Genomic DNA, 25,413 nt, shown 5'->3' with positions numbered 1-25,413 from the left:
TGTAAAACTGAACACAATCAAAATAAAAAAACTCCCAGACTGAAAAGTCTGGGAGTTTTTTTAAATATATTTGCTTCGAATGTATTGCTCTTATCCAAAAATTTGAATTTGATTAAATTCTTTAGTGACTTCAAAGCTTTTGTCAATCAATTTCAAATCTGCCAAGCTAATTTCTTCACTATCCACTTTAATAGTTTTAACCTCAAAAGGTAAACCTATCAGGTTAACTTTAAACGTTTCATAACCTGTAATATAAGTTCCAGATTTATGTTGTTTTATCGTTAGCTTGTTTTCTTTACCAATTAAAGTAAAGTGTCTCAGGCAGTAACGTCCTTTAGTGTAGTCGTAACCATCATTAGCATCTTCAAAAACATCAGAAACCTCCTTACCTTCTTTGTAGTAAACATCTAAAGTTAGGTGTTCAATTTCTATCTCTCCAACATATTGCTGTACAGGGTAAATAGGAAGTATTGCCCCTTCTTTCACAAAAATAGGCATACTATCTAAATCAGCATCCACCCACTTTTCATCACCTCCTTTAACCAATTCATGAGTCCAGTAGTTGTACCAACTTCCGTTAGGGATATACATTCTACGTCCTTTAGAATTTGGTTCCCCAATAGGACAAGCTAAGATGTGCTCTCCAGCTAAAAATTCATCAGTTCTGTGATGTGTTTGAGGATCTTCCTGATCGTATAAAACCAAAGATTTTAACATTGGAATACCTTCTTCAATATACTTGTAAAAAGTAGTATATAAATACGGTAATAATTTATAACGCAGTTCAATAAATTTACGAACAACGTCCGTAATTTCTTGACCAAATGTCCATGGTTCTTGATCTCCGTGATCTCCAGATGAGTGAGTTCTACAAAACGGATGAAAGATTCCTAATTGTATCCATCTTGCGTATAGCTCTCCGTTGGGTTGCTCGGCAAATCCACCAATATCTGAACCTACAAAAGAAAATCCAGACATAGCCATACGTTGTGCTTGTACATTGGCAATCCATAAATGCTCCCAAGTTGCTACGTTATCCCCAAGCCAAGTAGAGGTATACCTTTGAGTACCAGAGTAAGCGGAACGAGTAATTACAAATGGTCTTAATGGGTAATTGTATTTTTTCAAACCTTGGTACGTAGCCTTAGCCATTTGTCCTCCATAAATATTATGTGCTTTTCTGTGAGAACAAGGATTTCCGTCATAATCATGTCTTACGTCATCTGGGAAAGATTTACCAGGAACATCCATGACAGCAGGTTCATTCATATCATTCCAAACACCTTGTACACCTGTATCTGCAATTAAACCTTTAAATAATCCGGCCCACCAGTCACGTACTTCTTCTCTAGTAAAGTCTGGAAAATAACACTCTCCAGGCCATACTTTACCTTTCATGTAAGGACCATCAGCACGCTTACAAAAATAATCTTTTTCCAAACCTTCACGGAATACGTCGTATTCCATGTCAATTTTAATTCCTGGGTCAATAATAACTACGGTTTTAAAACCATCTTCTTTTAATTCTTTGACCATTCTCTTAGGTTCAGGAAAATATTCCTTACTCCAAGTAAAACAACGGAATCCTTCCATGTAATCAATATCTAAGTAGATGGCATCACAAGGAATTTTTAAATCTCTAAATTTTTGAGTAATCTCTTTTACATTAGATTCTGGATAGTAAGACCATTTACACTGATGATAACCTAAAGCCCATAGTGGCGGTAATTCAGGAGTACCCGTTAAGTTGGTGTAAGATGCTACCACGTCCTGCATTTTTGGTCCGTAAATAAAATAATAGTTCATTTCACCACCCTCGGCCCAAAAACTAGTTACATTTCTTCTTTCAGAACAAAAATCAAAATGAGAACGGAAAGAATTGTCAAAAAATACTCCGTAAGATTTTTTGTTATGAATAGCGGTATAGAATGGGATAGCCTTGTATATAGGATCAGTATATCTACCGAAAGCATAGGAGTCAGTTGCCCAATTTTGGAATCTTCTCCCTTTTAAGTTTGTATGTTCGGGTTTGTCACCTAAACCATAAAAACTTTCTCCGTTAGGAGAACTTTTGGTCATTTTTACAATGTTACCTCCTAGTTCGTAACTTTCTTCCCAGTGAAAACCTAACTCATCTTCACTAATTAAAGTTTGGTCAACGGCATCGTAAATTCTAGTTCTTAAATCTGCTTTTGAAATATAGCAGATAAGTTTAGAAGTAGTGATGATATATTTTTCAAGGTCTTCAGTAATCTCTAACTTGTTATATCCTCTTGCAGAATCTTCTGAGATAGCATAAGAAAAATCGTTTTCAAATTTAGCACCAGTTGCATATCTAAAACGAAACATACTATCTCTTAAAATAGTCATTTGTAGAATAACACCATTTTCACAATTAAAATATAGTGTATCTACATCTTTACTAAAATCAACTATTTTATTGGGGAAAATATTTCCTTTTTGTTCTATTTGTTCGTTTAAAATCATAAATTTTAGCGGTTTGTTTTGTTTCTATCTCTCTAAAATAAAAAAAAATGTTTGGATAACCTTTGTTGGTTTTCTTTTTTATAAATTCCCCTTACTTCGAGTTTATTTTTGTTTAAATCTCAACGATTTGCTTGAATAACTAAGATTTAATCAATAAAAAAATGCTCTTAATTTACTTTGTTTTCAAGAGCATTGTGATGATTATTCTATTTTAAAAATAGTAATAGACAATGGAGGCAAATTAACTTCTGCCGAATGATTTTTCCAGTTCCAAGGTTTGTCACTAATTGTAATGGATTGACTGTTTTTTAGGTCACTACCACCATATTTTTCCAAATCAGAATTGAAAACCTCTTTTAGTGTTCCATTTCGGTGTACTCCAACTAAATAACTATGATGTGGAGTAGGGGTGTTATTACAAATAACAATCATATCATTCTTAGGTTCATGCCCTTTTCTGATATAGCTGATAATTGAGTTGTTGTCATCATTGTAGTCAATCCACTCAAAACCTTCAGGGGAAAAGCTTTTTTCGTATAAGGCGGGTGTTTCTTTTAAAAATGTATTCAGATCTTTCATATAAGTCTGCACAGATTTGTGCCCTTCATCTTCCAATAAATGCCAATCCAAACTTTTAGCGTAATCCCACTCTTTTTCCTGTCCAAATTCAGCTCCCATAAAGAGTAAATTGCTTCCAGGATGCGTGTACATACTTCCGTATAACAATCTCAAGTTGGCTAATTTTTGCCATTTGTCTCCAGGCATTCTTTCTATAATGGATCCTTTACCATATACAACCTCATCGTGAGATAGAGGTAGCATGAATCTTTCCGTAAAGGCATAAGCCAAACTAAACGTAATTTCGTTGTGATGGTGTTTTCTGTATAGAGGATCCCTTTTAAAATATCCCAAAGTGTCGTGCATCCAACCCATCATCCATTTCATACCAAATCCAAGTCCTCCGTGTTCAACAGATTTAGTAACACCAGAAAAAGCAGTAGATTCTTCAGCAATGGTTTGCACCCCTGGGAAACTTTCGTAAACCTCTTTATTAAAGTCTTGTAAGAAAGAGATGGCTTCTAGATTTTCATTTCCTCCGAACTCGTTGGGTTCCCATTCTCCATCCTCTCTAGAATAATCTAAGTACAGCATAGAAGCAACGGCATCTACTCTCAATCCATCTATATGATATTTGTCTAGCCAAAAGCAAGCGTTGGAAATTAGGAATGAACGGATTTCGTTTCTTCCGTAATTAAAAATTAAACTTTTCCAATCTTTGTGATATCCCTTTTTTTTATCTGGATGTTCGTATAAGTGAGATCCATCAAAAAAACCTAAACCATGATCGTCTGAAGGAAAATGAGAAGGAACCCAGTCTAATATAACACCAATGTCGTTTTTATGAAATTCATCGATTAAATTCATAAATTCTTTAGGGTGGCCAAATCTACAACTAGGAGCAAAGTAGCCTGTTAGTTGGTATCCCCATGATTGATCAAATGGATATTCCATAATAGGCATAAATTCAATATGAGTGAAGTTCATCTCTTTCACATACTTAACCAATTCTTGAGAAGCTTCCCAATAGCTAAGCGATCTATTTTCTTCTACTTTTTTCATCCAAGACTCAAAATGCACTTCGTAAACAGAATAGGGTTTGTCTAAACCGTTTTTATCTTTACGGTAATTCATCCATTCCTCATCTTGCCATTGATATCCTTCTAAATCGTAAGTAACGGAAGCAGTTTTGGGCGGATGTTCTGTGTGATACCCATAAGGATCACACTTTTCCGTAACGATACCGTTGTTGTTAGAGTGAATTTTATATTTGTAGACTTCTCCGCTTTTAATATTTGGTATAAATCCTTCCCAAATTCCAGAACTATCCCATCTAACATTTAAGACGTGTTCATTATCGTTCCAAAAATTAAAATCTCCTACTACAGAAACTCTATTGGCAGTAGGTGCCCAAACAGAGAAATACATCCCCTCTACATCATCAACTACAGCTGGGTGTGCACCAAATTTTTCGTAAAGCCTGTAATGTTTTCCTGATTTAAAAAGATAGATATCAAAGTCTGTAAATAGACTATAAGATTTTACATGGTTCATATGCAAATTATTGAGTTTTAAAACACCCAAGTGAAATAACTTGGGTGCCAATTTTTAGTGTGGTATGTATAAAAGTATTAAACAATGCTAGTTCCACTAGGAACAACTACTCCGTTCTTAATAACAACAATACCATTTCTAACGGTGTATAAGTCCGTTTCGGTGTCTTGTAAATGTTCTCCTCCATTAATTTTAACATCGTTACCAATAGAGGAATTTTTGTCAATAATACAGTTGTTGATATAGCAACGTTCGCCAATACCTCTTAAAGGAATATTGTTGTATTGCTTATGAGCAATTTCTTCAGCACTTTCATATTTATCGTTACCCATTAAGTAGCAATTAGAAACTGTGGTACCTACACCTACTCTAGATCTAATCCCAACAATAGATCTTTGAATTCTACTTGCATTGATAATTCCACCTTCTGCAATTAGTGTTTTTTCAAGTGTAGTTCCTGATATTTTAGTTGGAGGTAAGAAACGAGGACGAGTTAATACGTTATAATCATTGTCAAATAAGTCAAATTCAGGAATATCATCAGTCAATCCTAAGTTTGCATCAAAGAAAGAACCAATGGTACCAATATCTGTCCAATATCCGTGATACTGGTAACTTACAACTTTATTAGTCTTAATCGCTTCGGGTATAATTTCTCCCCCAAAATCCATAGTTTCTTTGTTAGACATTAAATCTTCCAAAAGACTTCTATTAAAAATGTAAATACCCATAGAAGCCAGGTATTCTTTTCCTTGAGATTTCATGTCATCCGCTACTTCCGATTTCCAATCAGGTAAATCGTCTAAAGAAGGTTTTTCGGTGAATGAAGTAATATTTTCTTCGTTATCGGTTTTTAATATTCCAAATCCAGTAGCATCGCTAGCATTTACAGGTAACGTAGCAATAGAGATTTCTGCTTTGCTTTTTTCGTGCGCTTTAACCATTTTGTTAAAGTCCATTTGATATAATTGATCTCCTGATAAAATTAAAGCATAATCCCAATCATATGCTAAGAAATGTTGCATGGATTGCCTAACAGCATCTGCGGTTCCTTGAAACCATCCATCATTTTCAGGAGTCTGCTCAGCGGCTAAAATATCCACAAACGCACCCGAGAAATTACCGAATGAGTAAGTGTTTTTTATATGTTTGTTTAAAGAAGCTGAGTTAAATTGTGTTAAAACAAAAATTCTGTTAATTCCAGAATGTAAACAGTTAGAAATCGGTATATCTACTAATCTATATTTACCAGCAATGGGAACTGCTGGTTTTGATCTAGTAGACGTTAAAGGTTTAAGTCTAGATCCTTGTCCTCCTCCAAGTATGATTCCTAATACTTTTTTTTTCATAATTATATGGTGTATGTTGAGTTATTTATTGAGAAATTAGGTCGTATAATTCGATATATTCTGCAGCTGAATTTTCCCAAGAATTGTCTATTTTCATAATTTCTTTTCTAATTCTCTTAAATTCAGAAGTATCGTTATACAGTTTGTTTGCACGCGTAATGGCCAATGCTACATCATCAACAGAAACGTGTTCGTGTCTAATACCAAAACCTCCTTTTTCTCCAATATCAGTAACGGTATCTTTTAGCCCACCAGTAGCTCTTACTACGGGAATTGTTCCATATCTCAACGCGTATAGTTGATTTAAACCACAAGGTTCAAATCTTGATGGCATGATTAGAAAGTCTGCACCAGCATATATTAAATGAGATAGAGCCTCATCGTACCCAATAAACGTGTTGTATCTACCAGGATATTTGTCTTTTAATTCGTTAAGTAGATACTCTGCGTGAGAATCTCCAGAACCTAATACCAATCCATTAATATCGTTTGCATCCATGGCTCTATCAAAAATACCAGCCATAATATCGGCACCTTTTTGGTAAACCAATCTACCAATAAAGGCTACTAACGGTTTGTCAGGATCTAAGTTAAATTTCTCACAGATTTCTGCCTTGTTGGCTTTTTTTCCAGCAGCTACTGTTTTTACGTTATAGTTTTTTGCAATCATGGTGTCTGTAGAAGGATTCCATACATCCGTATCAATACCATTTAGTATTCCTACTGATTTTTCTCTTTCCGTATCAAATAACCAGTCCAATCCAGTAGAGGCATGTGGTAGTTCGTTCATATAGTTTGGAGAAACGGTAGTGTATCTCCAACAAGCTTTAATAGCAGCTGCCATAGGATTGATAGCATAGTCCCATTCTAATATACCTGATTGTTCAAGATTGTATTCGGGTAAATAAGCTAATTTTTCAAAGGAAAATTCTCCTTGGTATTGTGCGTTGTGAATAGTAAAAATAGTCGGTATCCCTCTCAGAGATTCATATTTTACGCATTGGGTAAGCATAAAAGGAATTAAACCTGTATGATGATCGTGACAGTGGATTATTTTAGGAGCATTGATGAATTGCAAAATCCAATCTAACGTTACTTTTTGAAAAGCGATAAATCTTTCGGTATCATCCTCATAACCATAAACATTTTCTCTGTCTAATAGTTTTTCAATTTTTATCTGATACAAGTGGTATCCTAAATCTTTAAAACTATTCTTAACTTTAAGAACTTTGGCTTTAAAAGAGTTTTCAGCCAAGTCTACAGTAGATTCAAAGTCTGTAGTGTACTTTGCCGATTTAGAGTATTTGTTGTCATAAAATGGCATAACAACTGCTGCTTCATATCCTAAATTTGTTTGATATTTAGGTAGGGCACCCACAACGTCTGCAAGTCCACCCACCTTTGCTGCGGGGTAACCTTCAGCGCTAACATGTATTACTTTCATTTCGATTATTTTAATTCACCCTTAAACTTAGTAAAAAAAAACCGTTAACATATATTAATGCCGTGAGAAGTTGATAATAATCAATCTGGTATTTACCGGTAGCTAAATTCAAATATTAGCCACAAAAAAAGACCTTGTGTTACAAGGTCTTTACTGTTAGTCGTTTAGCTTTAAAACTGCCATAAATGCTTCTTGAGGTATTTCTACATTACCCACTTGTCTCATTCTCTTTTTTCCTTTCTTCTGCTTTTCTAAAAGTTTACGTTTTCTGGAGATATCTCCCCCATAGCATTTTGCAGTAACATCTTTACGCAATGCTTTGGTCGTTTCTCGAGAAATAATTTTGGCACCAATGGCTGCTTGAATAGGAATATCAAATTGTTGACGTGGGATTAGCTCTTTTAACTTCTCACACATTTTTTTTCCTATGTGATAAGCATTATCCGCATGTATTAACGCAGATAAAGCATCTACAGAATCTCCGTTTAGCAAAATATCTACTTTCACCAATTTAGAAGTTCTCATTCCAATAGGGTAGTAGTCAAAAGAAGCGTAGCCTTTAGATACCGTTTTTAAACGATCGTAAAAGTCAAAAACAATCTCTGCCAAAGGCATATCAAAAATTAACTCTACACGCTGGGGAGTTAAATAAGTTTGATTGACAATTTCTCCACGTTTTTCAATACACAAGCCCATGACTTGTCCCACAAAATCTGCTTTGGTAATGATAGAAGCTTTGATATAAGGTTCCTCAACCCTGTCCATACTAGAAGGATCTGGCAAATCAGTAGGGTTGTTAACTAGTATTTGCTCATCAGGATCTTTTTTGGTGTAAGCAAAGTATGATACGTTGGGTACGGTAGTAATTACCGTCATGTTGAATTCACGCTCCAAACGCTCTTGGATAATTTCCATGTGCAACATTCCCAAAAATCCACATCGAAAACCAAAGCCTAAAGCAGCCGAACTTTCTGGTTGAAAAACTAAAGAAGCATCGTTCAATTGCAGCTTTTCCATGGAAGCTCTCAATTCTTCATAATCTTCAGTATCCACAGGATAAATACCTGCGTAAACCATAGGTTTTACATCTTCAAAACCATCGATATTATCTGTAGTAGGATTTACAAAATCAGTAATGGTATCTCCCACCTTAACCTCAGAAGCTGTTTTAATTCCTGTAATTAAATATCCAACATCTCCTGTTTTTATTTCTTTTTTAGCTACTTGATTTAGCTTAAGAGTACCTACTTCATCAGCAAAGTAATCGTTACCCGTAGCCATAAATTTAATTTTCTGACCTTTTTTAATGGTACCATCTATAATTCTAAAATAGGTTTCTACTCCTCTGTATGAGTTGTAAACAGAATCAAAAATTAAAGCTTTTAGCGGGGCTTCGGGATTTCCTTTTGGGGCTGGAACTTTGTCTATAATTGCTTTTAAAATATTATCTACCCCAAAACCTGTTTTTCCACTTGCGTGTATAACGTCTTCAGGTTCACAACCTAATAAATCAACAATATCGTCAGTTACCTCTTCTGGATTGGCACTTGGCAAATCCACCTTATTTAATACAGGGATAATTTCTAAGTCGTTTTCTAACGCTAAATATAAGTTAGAAATGGTTTGCGCTTGTATACTTTGAGCAGCATCTACAATCAACAAAGCTCCTTCGCAAGCCGCAATAGATCTAGATACTTCATAAGAAAAATCAACGTGACCAGGAGTGTCAATTAAATTTAAAATGTATTCCTCTCCTTCGAAAGTATAGTCCATTTGGATGGCATGAGACTTAATGGTGATACCACGTTCTCGCTCTAAATCCATATTATCCAAAAGCTGAGCTTGTTCCTCTCTTTGCGATACAGTATCTGTAAAACTTAATAATCTATCGGCTAAAGTACTTTTACCGTGATCAATATGTGCAATAATGCAAAAGTTTCTTATGTTCTTCATCTATCCTTTTAATACTAGCGTGTTCATCGCACAAATATAGATGATTCAGTTGGGATATTAATCTCTTGCAAATAAATTAGTTGTTAAACGTAATTTTGATGATTTATTTAAGACTTTTATAAAAACATAAAAATTAGGAAGATGAAAAAACTACTATTTATACTATCCTTAGTACTGATTTGTATTGATGCAAATGCTCAAGAATTTAAAGGAATTGACAAAAGTCCATTAGACGTTATTTTGTTGAAACAGACAAGAAATGCAGAGGCATTGGTTAAAATTTATTACAGTAGGCCTCAAAAAAACGGAAGGGAACTATTTGGGGAGTTAGTTCCTTTTGATAAAGTGTGGAGATTGGGGGCAAACGAAGCAACAGAGATAAAAGTGACCAAAGATATTGCTTTTGGAAACAAGAAGTTACCAATAGGAAATTATACAATGTATGCAATTCCTTCTAACAACTATTGGACGGTGATTATCAACAAAAAAGTGGATACCTGGGGAGCTTACACTTACGATAAGAGTTTAGATGTTTTGAGAGTAAAAGTTCCTGTAGAAAAAACAGAAGCATCCGTAGAACATTTTTCTATGAAGTTCAGCAAAATTAATTCTAAAAAAGAAGCGAGTTTGGTAATGGCATGGGGAACTACAAAAATTACTGTACCCATTAAGCTATAAGTTTTACCATAGTGCATCTACAAAGGAACCCAGCTCGACTCATTGAGCTAGGTTCCTTTTTTTTGATAGAAGCAATTATTTAAAGTGAGCTTGGTTTCCTAATCTCAAAAAAGTTAAATTTGCCACTCAAAATTAATCAAATGGAATATAACTTTAACGAGATAGAAGCCAAGTGGCAAAAATACTGGGCAGAAAACCAAACCTTTAAAGCAGAAAATAATTCTGATAAACCAAAATTTTATGCTTTAGATATGTTTCCTTATCCTTCAGGGGCAGGTTTGCATGTTGGGCATCCGTTAGGGTATATTGCTTCGGATATTTTTTCTCGTTATAAACGTCATCAAGGATACAACGTATTGCACCCACAAGGATATGATTCATTTGGTTTACCCGCAGAGCAATACGCAATTCAAACAGGGCAACACCCCGCGGTAACTACGGAAACTAATATCAATACTTATAGAAAACAGTTAGATAAAATTGGCTTTTCTTTTGATTGGTCTCGTGAAATTAGAACTTCAACTCCAGAATATTACAAACATACACAGTGGATATTTACGCAGCTGTTCAACAGCTGGTACAATAGCACTGATGATAAAGCTCAAAAAATCGAAACCTTAATTGCGTTGTTTGAAGCTAATGGAACTACAAACGTAAAGGCAGTTTGCGATGAAGAGGCAACTGAGTTTACAGCAGCAGAGTGGAAATCTTATTCTGAAAAAGAACAAGAGCAAATTTTAGCAAAATATAGATTAACTTATTTGTCGGAAACAGAAGTGAATTGGTGTCCGGCATTAGGTACTGTTTTGGCAAACGATGAAATTATTAACGGATTATCAGAACGTGGAGGTCATCCTGTGGTTCGTAAAAGAATGATGCAATGGTCTATGCGTATTTCAGCCTATGCACAACGCTTGCTAGATGGTTTGAATACCATTGATTGGCCACAGCCTTTAAAAGATTCACAAACCAATTGGATTGGTCGTTCTCAAGGAGCGAGCGTGTTTTTTGATGTTGATGGTTTTGAAGATCAAATAGAAGTTTTTACGACTCGCCCCGATACTATTTTTGGCGTTACGTTTATGACGTTAGCTCCAGAACACGAATTGGTATCACAAATAGTGACTCCAGAGCAAAAAGAGATAGTTGATAATTACATTGAAGCGACAGCCAAACGTTCTGAAAGAGATAGGATGGCCGATGTAAAAACCATTTCTGGTGCTTTTACAGGAGCCTATGCAATTCACCCTTTTACGGGAGAAAAAATTCAGATATGGATTGGGGATTATGTACTGGCTAGCTACGGAACGGGAGCTGTCATGGCAGTACCGTGTGGAGATCAACGAGATTGGGATTTTGCCAATCATTTTGACATAGAAATTAAAAATATTTTTGAGGGTGTTGATGTTTCTGAAAAGGCTTGCGAAGATAAAACGGCGAAAATCACTAATTCTGATTTCTTATCAGGGTTAAATGTAAAAAAGGCAGCCAAGCTGGCTATTTATGAAATGGAGCAGCGCGGTTTTGGGCGAGGAAAAATTAATTACCGTTTGCGTGATGCTGTTTTTAGTCGTCAGCGTTACTGGGGAGAACCTTTTCCTGTGTACTATGTGGATGGAATGCCAAAAATGATTGAAGCTAAGCATCTACCAATATTATTACCAGAAGTAGAAAAATATTTACCTACAGAAGATGGGCAGCCACCGCTTGGAAATGCTGAGGTTTGGGCATGGTGTACAGAATCAAACTCAGTAGTAAGTAACGACAAAATTAACAATGAAACAGTGTTTCCTCTTGAATTGAATACCATGCCAGGTTGGGCTGGGTCTTCGTGGTACTTTAACCGTTATATGGATGCGAACAATCCAAACGAATTTGCTAGTAGAGAAGCGTTAGATTATTGGAAAGAAGTTGATTTATATTTGGGAGGTTCTGAGCATGCAACGGGACATTTGTTATATGCTCGTTTCTGGCAAAAGTTTTTGTTTGATTTAGAATATGTTCCTGTCGATGAGTTTGCTAAAAAACTAATCAACCAAGGAATGATTTTAGGAACTTCTGCTTTTGTGTATCGATTAGAGGGAACTCAAACTTATTTATCAAAAGGACTTATTGGAGATCAAAAGGTACAACCCATCCATGTAGATGTTTCTTTTGTAAATGCATCCAACGAATTAGATACTGAAGCTTTTAAAGTGTGGAGAGAAGAGTATAAGAATGCTGAGTTTATTTTAGAAGATGATAAATATATGGTGGGGCGTGAAGTGGAAAAAATGTCCAAATCTAAATTTAACGTCGTTAATCCCGATAGTATTTGTGAAGAGTACGGAGCAGATAGTTTGCGTTTATTCGAAATGTTCTTAGGGCCTTTAGAACAATCTAAGCCATGGAATACTGCTGGTATTTCCGGATCACATTCTTTCCTTAAAAAACTTTGGAGATTATATGCCAACGCAAATAATTTTAAAGGGGTGGAAGGAGAGCCGTCCAAAGAAGCATTAAAAGTGTTGCATAAAACCATAAAAAAAGTGCAAGAGGATATAGAGAATTTTTCTTTTAATACCTCCGTAAGTACTTTTATGATTGCGGTAAATGAGTTGTCCTCTTTAAAATGTAGTCATAAAGAAATATTAGAACCATTGTTAGTCTTAATATCTCCATACGCACCGCACATTACAGAAGAGTTGTGGGAGAAATTAGGACATACCCAGTCTATTTCTACAGCTCCTTTTCCAATTTTTGATGGAACTCATTTGGTGGAGAGTTCCAAAGAATATCCTGTTTCTTTCAATGGAAAAATGAGATTTAAGTTAGAGTTACCTTTAGATATGTCTAAAGAAGAGATAGAAAAAACAGTCATGGCTCATGAAAAAACCGAAGCTCAGTTGCAAGGAAGAACTCCTAAGAAAGTAATTATTGTGCCCGGTAAAATCATTAATATTGTAGGATAAATCATTAAGAAGTTAGATAATAAAAGGGAAATACATAATTGTATTTCCCTTTTATTGTTTAAAGAAGCTTTATTAGTTAAATTGGCTTAAGGTTTGATACTTGGGTAATTCATCAATAAATACTTTAAAGAGGTTGCGAATTTTCCTCTTGCTGGTACAATACATTAGAGATAAACATGAACAAAGTCTCCTTAAGAATTAGAATATTTTTAGCCATGCTTTTGTTGGTAGGATTAGCTTCAGTCCTAATTGCTGTGGTTACTGTAAAGCAATACAAAAAACAAACCAAGGAATATTATTATTCTAGATTTGATAGAAAGGAAAGAGCCGCACAAAAGAACATCAATTACGAATTAGAAAACACTATTTATCCAGCTGCACAGCAATTTTTAGGGTTTATTTTTAGAGAACGTATCTACGAGATTGCTACTGTTCATAAAATGAAAATGAGTATCTACGATTTAAATGGAAGACTTCAAATCAACTCCTACGAGCCGTGGTTCAGAGTTTTTCAAGAAAAAATATCTCAAGAAGTTCTAAATCAACTAAAAAGAGGGGAGAAGTATGAAGAGTCCACACCTCTAGAAAGTGGTAATATAGCTCAGTTGTCCTATTCCTATATCAACGATAGGCATATGAACAAAGTAGGGATTTTAAAAGTAGAATATGTACAAGACAATACCCAGGAACAAGAACAACTCTCTTTCTTTTTAAATAGATTGTTTTTAGTATATGGAATTATGTTTTTGTTGGCTATAGTGTTTGCCTATTTTTTATCCAGTTATATTACAAGTTCATTGCAATCCATCTCTAGTAAATTACAAAAAACCAAGCTACTAAAGAAAAATGAGAAAATTAATACAGAAGGTGTTACACCGGAGATAGCCTCTATCGTGGGAGCTTACAATTTAATGATAGATGAGCTGGAGGAGAGTGCGAATAAATTAGCTAAGAGCGAAAGAGAACAAGCGTGGAGAGAGATGGCAAAGCAAGTGGCTCATGAAATTAAAAACCCTTTGACTCCCATGAAGCTTACGGTACAAAGCTTTGAGAGAACTTTTGATCCCAACGAAGAAGGAATTAGGGAAAAAGTGAAAGACTATGCAGAAATGTTAACCCAACAAATTGATGTGATGTCATCCATAGCTACTTCTTTTTCTGATTTTGCTAGAATGCCACAAAAAAATATTGAGACTATTGAATTGATTAGTGTTGTGAAAAATGCTATTGATATTTTTTACGAAAAAGACATCAAGTTGACGACCAACGCAGATGAGGTCCTTATTGATTTGGATAAAAATCAAATGACCAGAGTTTTAAATAACTTAGTTAAAAATTCTATCCAAGCAACGGAATTTTCAACCTCTCCTGAAATAAAGGTTTCGGTAACCGATGAGGTAAGTCAAGTTATTATTACAGTTGAAGATAACGGAAAAGGAATTCAAGAAAAAGATAAAGAACACATATTTGAGCCTAAATTTACAACTAAGTCTAGCGGTATGGGACTCGGATTGCCGATGGTCAAAAATATAGTAGAAACTTACGGAGGAACTATTTCTTTTGAGTCGATTTTAAACAAAGGCACTATTTTTAAAATCAAGCTACCTAAGAACAGTTAATAGAATTTAATTCATACCAAAATTATATGAGACGATGAAAACATACGAATCTTTAACGGTAACCATTGAACACAAAATAGCACTCATTACTATTAATGCTCCTAAGACTTTAAATGCTTTAAATAGCAAAATAATAAAAGCTTTGCATGATGTTTTGTATGATTTTAAATACGATGATAACGTAAGAGTTGTCATAATCACAGGAGCAGGGGAAAAAGCTTTTGTGGCGGGTGCGGATATCAAAGAGTTTGCTAGTTTTTCTAAAAAGCAAGGAGAAGAACTTTCGCAAAAAGGCCATGACTTGCTATTTAATAAAATAGCTAAATATTCTAAACCCGTAATAGCTGCCGTGAATGGTTTTGCTTTGGGTGGTGGATTAGAACTAGCTATGGCATGTCATTTAAGGGTGATTTCTGATAGTGCAAATATGGGGCAGCCAGAAGTAAGTCTAGGTCTAATACCTGGGTATGGAGGCACGCAAAGATTAACTCAATTAGTAGGAAAAGGAAAAGCTTTTGAAATGATTTTAACTGGCCAAATGATTGGAGCCAATGAAGCATTGAGCTTAGGTTTAGCAAATTATGTGGTTTCTCAAGAAAAGTTGTTGAGTAAAGCTACTGATTTAGCTTACAAAATGATAGCCAACTCACCAAACGCAATAAAAAATAGCATAAAGGCCATCAATAATACCTACGGAAATATTGGTCTACAAAATGAAGTAGAATTATTTGGACAATGTTTCGGAACCAAAGATTTTGAAGAAGGTGTTGCTGCTTTTTTAGAAAAAAGAAAACCTAATTTTAATTAGTGCTTATTTAATTTCTAGTTTTTTTACAACAGTCTTAGTGTCCGGTTCGGCAATTGTAATGTAGTAAATACCTTTAATTAAATCTCTAGTATCAATATAGCTTTCACCAAAAGAGTTATTGTATGTTTTAATTACTTTACCACGCTTATTATAAATTTTGATTGTGGAGTTTGAGATTGTTTTGATACTAATATAATCTTCGGTAGTATCTGATTCAACAACCAAATGTTCGTTAAAGCACTTGTCTGAGTGTTTATTTTTGATAAGACTATGCGTTGTTTTATTTGAGTTTTGAGGACTCTTTTTTTCAGGGGTTGGGTTTGATATACCTTTAAGGAAGTTATTCGAGTATGTGTTCGGACTAACATTCATGTTGTCAGCAACAATCATCTTATTTTCTTGAGCATTAGAAATATGAAATAGAGAAAACAACAAAGGGGTAATTAAAAGAAGTTTTTTCATGGGGCAGTGATATTTATTCACCATAATTTACGTCTAAATTATGTATTATGAGTAATCATTTCAATTTTTTTTATTTTTTTATTCATATGTTAATAACATTTAGTTAATGTTAAATTAACGTATACAGATTGATTTTAAAGGCTATTTTTGCATTATTAAATTTATTAGAAAATGTACATATATAACGTAACAACAAATGTAGAAGTTGAAATAGAACAAGAATGGTTGAGTTACATTCAAGGTAATCAAATACCAGAAATGATTGCTACTGGTTGTTTTACTGGAGCAAAACTATCTAGAGTGATGGTTAATGAAGAAAAGGGTGGTAAAACTTACGCTATTCAATATTCGGTGCCAGACAAAGAAACATTCAAAGGTTATTATGTTGCCTATGCTGCTGATATGAATACCAGATTACAGAAAAAGTTTGCAGGAAAATTTGTTTCTTTCCAAACTGAATTAGAGGTGTTAGGAGATTTTTATTAAGAGCAATTTATGTATCAAAAGATAGTAGGCTATCCACTTTTATAGTTCCTAAAAGACTGCTCAATATATATCAAAAGGCATTTGACACTAAAACCAAGTTTCAATGAATATAATTACAAAGATTGGTCTCTTAGTAAATTCTTGCTTTTTTAAATAAGGTGATTAAACAACTCTGGTTTCTCATTTAGGTACTCACCAAAAAATCCTCTTTCCTTCATTCTGTTAATTAAGGGAATAAAATCATTTTTTTCTTTTAGTTCTATGCCCACTACGGCAGATGCTGTGCTTCTACTATTCTTTTTGGTATATTCAAAATGAACAATATCATCAGTGTCTGATAAAACATGACCAACAAATTCTTTTAGTGCACCAGCACGTTGCGGAAACTTTACAATAAAATAATGTTTTAAGCCTTCATATAACAAAGCTCTTTCCTTCATTTCCTCCATTCGGGTAATGTCGTTATTACCACCACTTAAAATACAAACTACATTTTTATCTTTGATTTCATCTTTGTAATGATCTAGAGCAGAAATCGCCAAAGCACCAGCGGGCTCTGCAACAATAGCGTTTTCGTTATAGAGTTTGAGAATTGTTTTACAAATGTGACCTTCATCAATTAAGGTAACTTCAAATAAGTAGTCTTTGCAGATTGGAAATGTGTGATCACCCATTTTCTGAACTGCAGCTCCATCAACAAATTTATTGATGTTTTCAATCTTGGTATTCACTCCTTTCTCTATAGATGTTTTAAGAGAAGGAGCTCCTTTAGGCTCTAAGCCTATAATTTTAGTATTTGGGCTCAAATTTTTAAACACAGTAATTACACCAGAGGCCAGTCCACCTCCACCCACGGGTAAAAATAAATAATCAATAGGTTGGTCAATAGCATCTAGTATTTCTAAGCCTACAGTACCTTGTCCAGACATTACGTCCCAGTCGTTAAAAGGATGAACGTAAATAGCATTGTTTTCTTTTTGATACTGCTCAGCCGCCAAAGAACTCTCATCAAAGGTATCGCCAACAAGTTCTATGCTAGTGTAATTTCCTCCAAACATTTTAACTTGGGAGATTTTTTGCTTGGGCGTAGTTACGGGCATAAATATAGTCCCGTTAACCTTTAAAGTATTACAAGCCAAAGCCACTCCTTGGGCATGATTACCGGCACTAGCACATACAACTCCATTTACTAGTTCATTTTTAGATAGATTCTTGATTCTATTGTAAGCACCTCTAATTTTATAAGAACGTACTTGTTGTAAATCTTCTCTTTTAAAATAGATATTGCTGTTATACTCTTTAGAGTAATTCTCTATGTAATTCAAAGGAGTTGTTTGTACAATTCCCTTAATATTCATTTGGGCTTTTAAAATGGATTCTAGACTTACCATAGTTAATTAGGCAAAAAAATTGAATCTATTAGTCAGTTTGAGTATTGAAGCCAGAAGATATAACGAGAACTTACTAGTAATAACTTCTCGATATAATTTTTCTTCGCTACCTCAGAAAAATCACTCGAAGAGACAATAGATGTGTTTATAAAATTAAAAAAGCCGTTACATTAAGATGCAACGGCTTTTAAATGTATTTAAATTTCGTTTGTAATTAAACGATTTTTTTCATTGCAGTCATTGCTTCACGTAATTCCTCACCAATAATTTCTACATCGTGCTCACGGATTACTTTGTTAACAGCAATTAACTCAGCGTTATCAACTCCGTTGTTTACGGCTCCAAATGGTTTACCAATTAAGTTGCTTGGTGCGTTTTTAACGTACTCAGCAATTAATGGCTTACAAGCGTGATCGAATAAGTAACATCCGTACTCAGCAGTATCAGAAATTACACGGTTCATTTCAGCTAACTTCATTCTTGCAATTGTATTTGCAATTAATGGAGTTTCGTGTAAAGATTCGTAGTATGCAGACTCGTCAATAATTCCAGAATCAACCATAGCTTCAAAAGCTAATTCAACACCAGCTTTCACCATCGCGACCATTAAGGTACCGTTGTCATAATATTCTTGCTCAGAAATTTCAAAATCTCCAGCAGGAGTTTTTTCAAAGTTAGTTTCTCCTGTAGCAGCTCTCCATGTTAATAAGTTGATATCGTCATTAGCCCAGTCTTCCATCATTGTTTTAGAGAAATGACCAGAGATGATATCATCCATATGCTTTTGGAATAAAGGTCTCATGATGTCTTTTAATTCCTCAGAAACTTTAAAAGCTTCAATCTTTGCTGGGTTAGACAATCTATCCATCATGTTTGTGATACCTCCGTATTTTAAACCTTCAGTAATAGTTTCCCATCCGTATTGAATTAATTTAGAAGCATACCCTGCATCAATTCCTTCAGCTACCATTTTATCGAAACATAAGATAGATCCAGTTTGTAACAATCCACATAAGATGGTTTGCTCTCCCATTAAATCAGACTTAACCTCGGCAACAAAAGAAGACTTTAATACACCAGCAGTGTGTCCTCCTGTACCTACAGCATAAGCTTTGGCATAATCCCATCCTTTACCTTGAGGATCATTCTCAGGGTGTACAGCAATTAAAGTTGGTACTCCAAATCCTCTCTTAAATTCTTCACGAACTTCAGAACCTGGTGACTTAGGAGCTACCATAATTACAGTTAAATCTTTACGAACTTGCATTCCTTCTTCTACAATGTTAAAACCGTGAGAATAAGATAAACAAGATCCTTCTTTCATTAATGGCATTACTGCATTTACAACATTAGTATGTTGCTTATCTGGAGTTAAGTTGATTAATAAATCAGCAGTAGGAATCATTTCTTCATAAGTTCCTACAGCAAAGTTATTTTCAGTAGCGTTTAAAAAAGATTGTCTTTTTTCTTCAATAGCAGCTGCTCTTAAAGTATAAGAAACATCTAATCCAGAGTCACGCATGTTTAAACCTTGGTTTAATCCTTGTGCACCACAACCTACGATTACGATTTTCTTTCCTTTTAAAGCTTCAACACCGTTGCTGAATTCGCTTCTGTCCATAAATTCACACTGTCCTAATTGCTCTAATTGCTCTCTTAAAGAAAGTGTGTTAAAATAATTTGCCATTTTGCTTTTATTTTGATTCTAATTTTTTACTTGTTATTTCGCTAAAAATGAGCTTGATGGAATGAATATCCGCCAAGCTCAAAATTTATTTTATTGCGTTGCCAAATTTAGGAAATTCTATTGAACTATCTCCCCTAAAATTTTACGAATATTCATTGCCTCTTTGGAGATAGCAATTCTACCAGATCTTACAAATTGAGCGATACCAAAAGGCTCAAAGGCTTTATATATGGCTTCTATTTCTGGTCTTCTTCCTGTTTTTTCTACCACAAAAAAGGTTCTGTTAACAGTGATGATATTCATGTTATGTTCTTTGATGATATTTTGAATTTGAGGATTCTCAAATAACAAATCTGACCTGAACTTGAACATGGCATTTTCTGTAAAAATCACCTCATCATCTGTATGATAATAAGCTTTGATTACTTCTACTTGCTTTTCTAACTGACCAATGATTTTTTTAACCGCAGTCTCAGTCATTTTTACAACAACAATAAACCTAGATACATCTTTAATTTCTGAAGCAGAAACCGTTAAGCTTTCTATATTGATATGTCTTTTTACAAAGATGGTTGAAATTCTGTTTAACAATCCTAAGTTGTTTTCAGAATAAACGGATATGGTATATAATTTTTCTTCCATGTCTTGTTTTTTAGCTTAATCTAACATCAGATACACTTGCACCTGTTGGTACCATTGGGAATACATTGTCTTCTTTTTCTACCATTACTTCTAAGAAGTACGAAGTTTCGCAAGCAATCATTTCATCAATAGCCCCTTGTAAATCGCCTCTTGCGCTTACTCTTTTTGCAGGGATGCTATAGGCTTCTGCTAGTTTTACAAAATCTGGATTGGTCATTTCTGTGGAAGCATATCTTCTATCGAAGAATAATTGCTGCCATTGACGTACCATTCCTAAGAATTCGTTATTTAACACCACAATTTTTACTGCGGTTCCTGTTTGTAAAATAGTTCCTAATTCTTGACAAGTCATTTGATAACCACCATCACCAATAATCGCCACAACGTGTCTTTCTGGAGCTCCCATTTTTGCCCCAATAGAGGCTGGTAGGGCAAATCCCATAGTTCCCAATCCTCCAGAAGTTACGTTACTTCTAGTATGCGTAAAATTAGCATAACGAACTGCCATCATCTGGTGTTGTCCTACATCAGAAACAATCACAGCATCATTATTAGTTGCTTTGTTGATTCCTTGTAAAACTTCTCCCATGGTTAAGCCCTCTTTGGTAGGGTTTAACTGTCCGTTAATTACTTTTTCGTATTCAATTTTATCAAAGTCTCTAAATTCTTGTAGCCAAGCACTGTGATCTTTTTCTTCTATAAACTCTAAAATTTTACCTAAAGTGTCTTTAGAGTCTCCCAATACAGCTACTTCCGTTTTAACATTTTTATCAATCTCGGCAGGATCAATATCAAAATGTACAACTTTTGCTTGTTTAGCGTATTTGCTCAAATCACCTGTAACACGATCGTCAAAACGCATTCCTACTGCAATTAAAACGTCACATTCATTGGTTAACTTGTTGGGTCCATAATGTCCGTGCATTCCAACCATACCAACATTTAAAGGGTGGTTAGTAGGTAACGCAGACAAACCTAAAACGGTCCATGCAGATGGAATTCCTGCCTTTTCAATAAAAGCTTTAAATTCTTGTTCTGCACCTCCTAAAATAACTCCTTGTCCCCAAACAATCATAGGCTTTTTTGCACTGTTGATTAATTCAGCAGCTTGTTTTACTTTGTTGATATCTGTTGGAGGAACGGGTTTGTAACTTCTAACATTCGTACATTTTTCGTAACTGTAGTCCAATTCAGATAATTGAGCATCTTTAGTGATGTCAATTAACACAGGACCTGGTCTTCCAGATTTTGCAATATAGAATGCCTTGGCAATAGCTTCAGGAATATCCTCAGCTTTGGTTACTTGAACGTTCCATTTGGTAATAGGAGAGGAGATGCTGATGACATCAGTTTCCTGAAAAGCATCTGTTCCTAATAAATGAGAAGCTACTTGTCCAGTGATACATACTATTGGAGTAGAATCAATTTGAGCATCTGCAATACCTGTAATAAGGTTGGTAGCTCCAGGACCAGAAGTTGCTAATGCAACTCCCACCTTACCAGAAGTTCTAGCGTAACCTTGGGCAGCATGAGTTGCTCCCTGCTCGTGACGAGTAAGAACATGATGCAATTGATCTTGATACTTATATAATTCATCATAAATTGGCATAATAGCACCCCCTGGATAACCATAAGCTACTTCAACCCCTTCTGCTAGCAAAGATCTAACAACGGCTTCAGCTCCAATAATTCTTTCTGTTTTCGTACTCATACTTTTATATCGTATTAAGTAATTAGTACAGAGTACAAAATATATTTTACTTTGTTAAAAGTTAAGATACTTTGTACTGAATACTTAGTACTGTTAAATTAATATTTATCTGTTACACATCCTTCAGAAGCAGAAGCTACTGATTTAGCGTATTTAAATAAGATTCCTTTATTGTGTTTTAATGCAGGTTGTTGCCATTTGGCTTTACGTTCTGCAATTTCTTCTTCGGAGACTTGTAACGTAATAGAGTTGTCTTCTGCGCTAATAGAAATGGTATCTCCTGTTTCTACCAGTCCAATTAAACCTCCGCTTTGTGCTTCAGGTGTAACGTGTCCTACAACAAAACCGTGTGTACCTCCAGAAAAACGTCCATCAGTAATTAAAGCAACAGACTTACCTAAACCAGCCCCCATAATTAATGAAGTAGGTTTTAACATTTCTGGCATTCCAGGTCCACCTCTAGGTCCTACATAACGAATTACTACTACATCACCTCTTTCTACATCCCCGTTAGAAATTCCGTCATTGGCAGCCTGCTCACCATTATAAACTACAGCCTTTCCTTCAAACTTTAAACCTTCGTTTCCGGATATTTTTGCTACAGCACCTTCTTCAGCAAGGTTACCGTACAATATTTGAATATTTCCAGAAGATTTTAAAGCTTTATCTGTAGGGAAAATAACGTCTTGATCTTCAAATTCCATAGCTTTAACCTCTGCTAAGTTTTCTGCCAGCGTTTTACCCGTAATTGTCATACAATCTCCGTGTAAGTATCCATTGTCTAGTAAATATTTCATAATGGCAGGAGTTCCTCCAATTCCGTGAACATCTTCCATTAAGTATTTACCAGAAGGTTTTAAATCAGCAATTAGAGGAGTTCTGTCAGAGACTCTTTGGAAATCTTCTAATGTAAATTCAATATCAGCAGCATAAGCAATTGCTAAAAAGTGTAATACAGCATTGGTAGAGCCCCCTAAAGCGTTTACTAATGCTACTGCGTTTTCGATAGATTTTTTAGTAACAATGTCCTTCGGCTTTAAATCTAATTCTAGCAAATTTTTCATTGCTTTAGCTGTACGCTCTGCTTCTGAAAGTTTGTTTGGATTTTCAGCTGGGATAGAAGAGTTGTAAGGTAATGCCATTCCCATACATTCTATAGAAGATGCCATAGTGTTAGCAGTATACATACCTCCACAAGCTCCAGCTCCAGGAATGGCTGCTTTGATGATTTCTCTGTATTCTTTTTCATCAATTTCACCTGCTACTTTCTGTCCTAATGCCTCAAAAGCAGATACGATGTTTAACTTACGTCCCTTGTATTTTCCAGAAGCTATACTTCCTCCGTAAACCATGATAGAAGGTCTGTTTAGACGTAACATAGCAATGATGGCACCTGGCATATTCTTATCACATCCAACCACTCCAATTAAACCATCGTAACTTTGAGCATTCACAACAGTTTCCATAGAATCAGCAATAATATCTCTGGAACACAGAGAGTAATTCATACCAGAAGTACCCATAGAAATTCCATCAGAAACACCAATGGTGTTGAATGTTAATCCAACTTGCTCATTTTGATTGGTGAATTTTTTAATTTCTTGCCCAATTTTATTTAAATGCATATTACAAGGGTTTCCATCATAACCTGTACTCGCAATACCAATTTGTGGTTTGTTCATATCTTCGTCAGTTAGTCCGACTGCATATAACATTGCTTGCGATGCTGGTTGAGATGGGTCTTGAGTAAGTCTTTTACTATGTTTATTTAATGCCATTTTTGTAGGTCTTTTTATCAGAAAAAATATTTATGACTAACAAAATTATAACAGAAATCCTTTTTAATAAAAAAATATAAAAAAACTTACGATACTCAGTATTTGTTTTTTGTTTTTAAAATATTGTAAATTAGTGTTTTAAGTTGTTTTTGTTTTTGTGTTTAGGGGTGTTTTTTTATACTAAAAAGATAAATTAAGATGAACGTAAATGATACGTAGGATTACTATATACAAATTAATCTATGTTTTTACGTATAAATACGTAGATAAATTAAGTATTAAATATTTTGAAAATACCTAATTATTTGTAGATTTGTGAAACTCATAAAAAATAAAGGAAATAACATATATATGTCAGATAAAGCAACATTAGAAATTAAAGGTCAAAAGTTTGAATTTCCAATTGAAAAAGGAACGGAAAACGAAGTAGCAATCGATATAAAGCAGTTAAGAGGATTAACACAAGGTGTTACTACTATTGATCCTGGTTTTAAAAATACAGGTTCTTGTAAAAGTGAAATTACTTTTTTGGATGGAGAAAAAGGAATTTTGAGGTACAGGGGTTATGCTATTGAAGATTTGGCTGCTGATGCTTCTTTTCTAGAGGTTTCCTATTTATTAATTTTTGGAGAACTTCCGAATCAAACTCAGTTAGACAAATTTGAGGCTGATATAAAAGCGGAGTCTTTGGTTGATGAGGATATCCATAAAATTTTAGATGCTTTTCCTAAAAATGCTCATCCTATGGGAGTTCTGTCTTCTTTAACAAGTGCGTTAACTGCTTTTAATCCAAAGTCTGTTGAAGTGGAGTCTGAAGAGGATATGTATCATGCCATTACCATGTTAATGGGTAAGTTTCCTGTATTGGTTTCTTGGTGTATGAGAAAAATGAAAGGATTGCCTTTAGATTTTGGAGATATTGACTTAGGATACGAGGAGAACTTTGCTAAGATGATGTTCAAGATGCCTAATCAAGAATACAAAGCTAATAAGATTGTTTTGGATGCTTTAGATAAATTATTAATTTTACACGCTGATCACGAGCAAAACTGTTCTACCTCTACGGTAAGAATCGTAGGATCTTCTCATGCTGGTTTATTTGCTTCCATCTCCGCAGGAATTTCTGCATTATGGGGGCCTTTACATGGTGGAGCTAACCAAGCAGTTATTGAAATGTTAGAGGCTATTAAAGCAGATGGTGGGGACTTTGAAAAGTATTTATCAAAAGCGAAAGATAAATCTGATCCTTTCCGTTTGATGGGATTTGGACACAGAGTTTACAAGAATTTTGATCCAAGAGCAAAAATTATTAAAGTTGCTGCTGAAGAGGTTTTGGCTGATTTAGGAATTCAAGATCCTGTTTTAGATATCGCAAGAGGGTTGTCTGAAGCGGCTTTAAATGATGAATATTTTAAAGCAAGAAACTTATATCCTAACGTAGATTTCTACTCAGGAATTATTTACAGAGCTTTAGGAATTCCTGTTGAAATGTTTACTGTATTATTTGCGATGGGACGTTTACCAGGGTGGATTGCTCAATGGAAGGAGATGAGAGAAAATAAAGAGCCTATTGGAAGACCACGTCAATTATACGTAGGTGAGCCTTTAAGAGATTATGTTTCTATCTCTAAGAGATAAAACCTCAAAACAAAATATTAAAAAAGTCCTTTAGAGTATTTCTTCTAAGGGACTTTTTTATTAAATCTTGCACTTAAATCCACAGGTAATGGTTGGTATACCATTTATCATTTCTGTCCAGCAAGTCCACTCACAATCAGGCCATTTAAAATCTTCTTTGTTCGCGTTTTCATTGAATATTACTTTACTAATAGTGCCTTCGAAATTATATTTTTTG

Annotated in this window: 17 protein-coding genes; 6 read left to right on the top strand and 11 right to left on the bottom strand. The window is 34.7% G+C overall.

Going from position 1 to position 25,413, the window contains the following annotated elements; all coding sequences use genetic code 11:
• Positions 1-90: 90 nt before the first annotated feature.
• The 5 genes from ACXGQW_RS04260 to lepA form a co-directional block, all read right to left on the bottom strand.
• Positions 91-2,487, bottom strand: coding sequence for a glycoside hydrolase family 31 protein (locus ACXGQW_RS04260; RefSeq protein ID WP_457823857.1), 2,397 nt, complete (start codon positions 2,485-2,487; stop codon positions 91-93).
• A gap of 201 nt (positions 2,488-2,688) precedes the next feature.
• Complete coding sequence (glgB, locus tag ACXGQW_RS04255; RefSeq protein ID WP_457823856.1) at positions 2,689-4,599, bottom strand: 1,4-alpha-glucan branching protein GlgB; 1,911 nt, start codon at positions 4,597-4,599, stop codon at positions 2,689-2,691.
• Positions 4,600-4,676: 77 nt separating this feature from the next.
• Positions 4,677-5,948 carry a glucose-1-phosphate adenylyltransferase gene (locus ACXGQW_RS04250; protein ID WP_457823855.1) on the bottom strand — a complete coding sequence of 424 codons (1,272 nt, stop codon included), beginning with the start codon at positions 5,946-5,948 and terminating at the stop codon, positions 4,677-4,679.
• A 25-nt stretch (positions 5,949-5,973) separates the two neighbouring features.
• Entirely contained in the window at positions 5,974-7,392 is a 1,419-nt protein-coding gene (locus ACXGQW_RS04245; RefSeq protein ID WP_457823854.1) for a glycogen synthase, read from the bottom strand.
• A 156-nt stretch (positions 7,393-7,548) separates the two neighbouring features.
• Positions 7,549-9,345: a translation elongation factor 4 gene (gene lepA / locus ACXGQW_RS04240; protein WP_457823853.1), complete on the bottom strand. Its 1,797-nt coding sequence runs from the start codon at positions 9,343-9,345 to the stop codon at positions 7,549-7,551.
• Positions 9,346-9,486: 141 nt separating this feature from the next.
• Here lepA and ACXGQW_RS04235 point away from each other — a divergent pair, with 141 nt between their 5' ends.
• The 4 genes from ACXGQW_RS04235 to ACXGQW_RS04220 all read left to right on the top strand — a co-directional run bounded on the left by ACXGQW_RS04235 (position 9,487) and on the right by ACXGQW_RS04220 (position 15,401).
• Positions 9,487-10,023, top strand: coding sequence for a DUF2911 domain-containing protein (locus ACXGQW_RS04235; protein ID WP_457823852.1), 537 nt, complete (start codon positions 9,487-9,489; stop codon positions 10,021-10,023).
• Between the two features lie 140 nt (positions 10,024-10,163).
• Entirely contained in the window at positions 10,164-12,974 is a 2,811-nt protein-coding gene (gene leuS, locus ACXGQW_RS04230; protein WP_457823851.1) for a leucine--tRNA ligase, read from the top strand.
• A gap of 176 nt (positions 12,975-13,150) precedes the next feature.
• Positions 13,151-14,593, top strand: a complete 1,443-nt coding sequence (locus tag ACXGQW_RS04225; protein WP_457823850.1) for a sensor histidine kinase — start codon at positions 13,151-13,153, stop codon at positions 14,591-14,593.
• Between the two features lie 34 nt (positions 14,594-14,627).
• On the top strand, positions 14,628-15,401 hold the full coding sequence (locus ACXGQW_RS04220; RefSeq protein WP_457823849.1) for an enoyl-CoA hydratase/isomerase family protein: 774 nt from the start codon (positions 14,628-14,630) through the stop codon (positions 15,399-15,401).
• A gap of 3 nt (positions 15,402-15,404) precedes the next feature.
• Here the strand turns inward: ACXGQW_RS04220 and ACXGQW_RS04215 are convergent, their stop codons facing one another.
• A complete protein-coding gene (locus ACXGQW_RS04215) occupies positions 15,405-15,863 on the bottom strand; it encodes a T9SS type A sorting domain-containing protein (RefSeq protein ID WP_457823848.1) in 459 nt (152 codons plus the stop codon).
• 171 nt (positions 15,864-16,034) lie between these two features.
• Between ACXGQW_RS04215 and ACXGQW_RS04210 the strand changes: the two genes are divergently transcribed.
• Positions 16,035-16,349: a DUF4286 family protein gene (locus ACXGQW_RS04210; protein WP_457823847.1), complete on the top strand. Its 315-nt coding sequence runs from the start codon at positions 16,035-16,037 to the stop codon at positions 16,347-16,349.
• A gap of 149 nt (positions 16,350-16,498) precedes the next feature.
• Here ACXGQW_RS04210 and ilvA read toward each other — a convergent pair whose 3' ends face one another.
• The 5 genes from ilvA to ilvD form a co-directional block, all read right to left on the bottom strand.
• Positions 16,499-17,740 (bottom strand): threonine ammonia-lyase IlvA, encoded by a 1,242-nt coding sequence (ilvA, locus tag ACXGQW_RS04205; RefSeq protein ID WP_457823846.1) that lies wholly within the window; start codon positions 17,738-17,740, stop codon positions 16,499-16,501.
• A gap of 214 nt (positions 17,741-17,954) precedes the next feature.
• Positions 17,955-19,427, bottom strand: coding sequence for a ketol-acid reductoisomerase (gene ilvC, locus ACXGQW_RS04200; protein WP_457823845.1), 1,473 nt, complete (start codon positions 19,425-19,427; stop codon positions 17,955-17,957).
• Between the two features lie 117 nt (positions 19,428-19,544).
• Positions 19,545-20,069 carry an acetolactate synthase small subunit gene (gene ilvN / locus ACXGQW_RS04195; RefSeq protein ID WP_457823844.1) on the bottom strand — a complete coding sequence of 175 codons (525 nt, stop codon included), beginning with the start codon at positions 20,067-20,069 and terminating at the stop codon, positions 19,545-19,547.
• A 10-nt stretch (positions 20,070-20,079) separates the two neighbouring features.
• Positions 20,080-21,780, bottom strand: coding sequence for a biosynthetic-type acetolactate synthase large subunit (gene ilvB / locus ACXGQW_RS04190; protein ID WP_457823843.1), 1,701 nt, complete (start codon positions 21,778-21,780; stop codon positions 20,080-20,082).
• A 98-nt stretch (positions 21,781-21,878) separates the two neighbouring features.
• Positions 21,879-23,558, bottom strand: a complete 1,680-nt coding sequence (gene ilvD, locus ACXGQW_RS04185) for a dihydroxy-acid dehydratase (RefSeq protein WP_457823842.1) — start codon at positions 23,556-23,558, stop codon at positions 21,879-21,881.
• Between the two features lie 351 nt (positions 23,559-23,909).
• Between ilvD and ACXGQW_RS04180 the strand changes: the two genes are divergently transcribed.
• Entirely contained in the window at positions 23,910-25,196 is a 1,287-nt protein-coding gene (locus ACXGQW_RS04180) for a citrate synthase (RefSeq protein ID WP_457823841.1), read from the top strand.
• The last annotated feature ends 217 nt before the right edge of the window (positions 25,197-25,413 follow it).

It is taken from the genome of Wenyingzhuangia sp. IMCC45533 (genome assembly GCF_054111225.1).
This window is presented reverse-complemented; position numbering and strand designations above follow the sequence as displayed.

Coding starts and splice junctions, on each gene's coding strand:
- ACXGQW_RS04260 (WP_457823857.1), bottom strand. CDS start 2,487: ATGATTTTAAACGAACAAATAGAACAAAAAGGAAATATTTTCCCCAAT.
- glgB (WP_457823856.1), bottom strand. CDS start 4,599: ATGAACCATGTAAAATCTTATAGTCTATTTACAGACTTTGATATCTAT.
- ACXGQW_RS04250 (WP_457823855.1), bottom strand. CDS start 5,948: ATGAAAAAAAAAGTATTAGGAATCATACTTGGAGGAGGACAAGGATCT.
- ACXGQW_RS04245 (WP_457823854.1), bottom strand. CDS start 7,392: ATGAAAGTAATACATGTTAGCGCTGAAGGTTACCCCGCAGCAAAGGTG.
- lepA (WP_457823853.1), bottom strand. CDS start 9,345: ATGAAGAACATAAGAAACTTTTGCATTATTGCACATATTGATCACGGT.
- ACXGQW_RS04235 (WP_457823852.1), top strand. CDS start 9,487: ATGAAAAAACTACTATTTATACTATCCTTAGTACTGATTTGTATTGAT.
- leuS (WP_457823851.1), top strand. CDS start 10,164: ATGGAATATAACTTTAACGAGATAGAAGCCAAGTGGCAAAAATACTGG.
- ACXGQW_RS04225 (WP_457823850.1), top strand. CDS start 13,151: ATGAACAAAGTCTCCTTAAGAATTAGAATATTTTTAGCCATGCTTTTG.
- ACXGQW_RS04220 (WP_457823849.1), top strand. CDS start 14,628: ATGAAAACATACGAATCTTTAACGGTAACCATTGAACACAAAATAGCA.
- ACXGQW_RS04215 (WP_457823848.1), bottom strand. CDS start 15,863: ATGAAAAAACTTCTTTTAATTACCCCTTTGTTGTTTTCTCTATTTCAT.
- ACXGQW_RS04210 (WP_457823847.1), top strand. CDS start 16,035: ATGTACATATATAACGTAACAACAAATGTAGAAGTTGAAATAGAACAA.
- ilvA (WP_457823846.1), bottom strand. CDS start 17,740: ATGGTAAGTCTAGAATCCATTTTAAAAGCCCAAATGAATATTAAGGGA.
- ilvC (WP_457823845.1), bottom strand. CDS start 19,427: ATGGCAAATTATTTTAACACACTTTCTTTAAGAGAGCAATTAGAGCAA.
- ilvN (WP_457823844.1), bottom strand. CDS start 20,069: ATGGAAGAAAAATTATATACCATATCCGTTTATTCTGAAAACAACTTA.
- ilvB (WP_457823843.1), bottom strand. CDS start 21,780: ATGAGTACGAAAACAGAAAGAATTATTGGAGCTGAAGCCGTTGTTAGA.
- ilvD (WP_457823842.1), bottom strand. CDS start 23,558: ATGGCATTAAATAAACATAGTAAAAGACTTACTCAAGACCCATCTCAA.
- ACXGQW_RS04180 (WP_457823841.1), top strand. CDS start 23,910: ATGTCAGATAAAGCAACATTAGAAATTAAAGGTCAAAAGTTTGAATTT.